The 529-nt window shown below is 52.6% G+C and carries 1 protein-coding gene; it reads left to right on the plus strand.

The window, feature by feature from the left end; genetic code table 11:
* Positions 1-73: 73 nt before the first annotated feature.
* Entirely contained in the window at positions 74-460 is a 387-nt protein-coding gene (gene apaG, locus B879_RS21585) for a Co2+/Mg2+ efflux facilitator ApaG/CorD (protein WP_009187262.1), read from the plus strand.
* The last annotated feature ends 69 nt before the right edge of the window (positions 461-529 follow it).

Consider the following 529-nt stretch of genomic DNA (forward strand, 5'->3'; position numbering starts at 1 on the left):
CTTTTAGAAAGATTTGTTCGGCGATCGAACTCTTTTCACCGTATAGTAAGTAATTTAAGCAAAAAGCGCAAGAATGGTTTCGGAAGTTACCCAAGGGGTGAAGGTAAGCGTGGAAACCGAGTATCAGCCCGAATACTCCAGCCCGGGGCAGATGCATTTCGTGTTTACGTACCGGATCACCATCGAAAATAATAGCCAGTATACCGTGCAGCTGCTGCGGCGGCAGTGGTTTATCCACGATGCCAACAACACCAACCGGGAAGTGGAAGGAGAAGGCGTAGTAGGCCAGCAACCCGTACTGGAGGCCGGCCAGAGCCATACCTACGTTTCTGGCTGCAACCTCAAATCCGGCATCGGCAAAATGTTTGGCACCTACCTGATGGAGCGGGTCCTGGATGGGAAGAAGTTTCGGGTCAAGATCCCGGAATTCACCATGATCGCCCCCTTCAAACTCAACTAAGCGCATTCCGGTGCAGCTCTCCCAGAAACTGTTTCAGGCCAGCGCCTGGCTGCGCTATTGGCTGGAAGC

Source organism: Cecembia lonarensis LW9, from assembly GCF_000298295.1.
Taxonomy (GTDB): domain Bacteria; phylum Bacteroidota; class Bacteroidia; order Cytophagales; family Cyclobacteriaceae; genus Cecembia; species Cecembia lonarensis.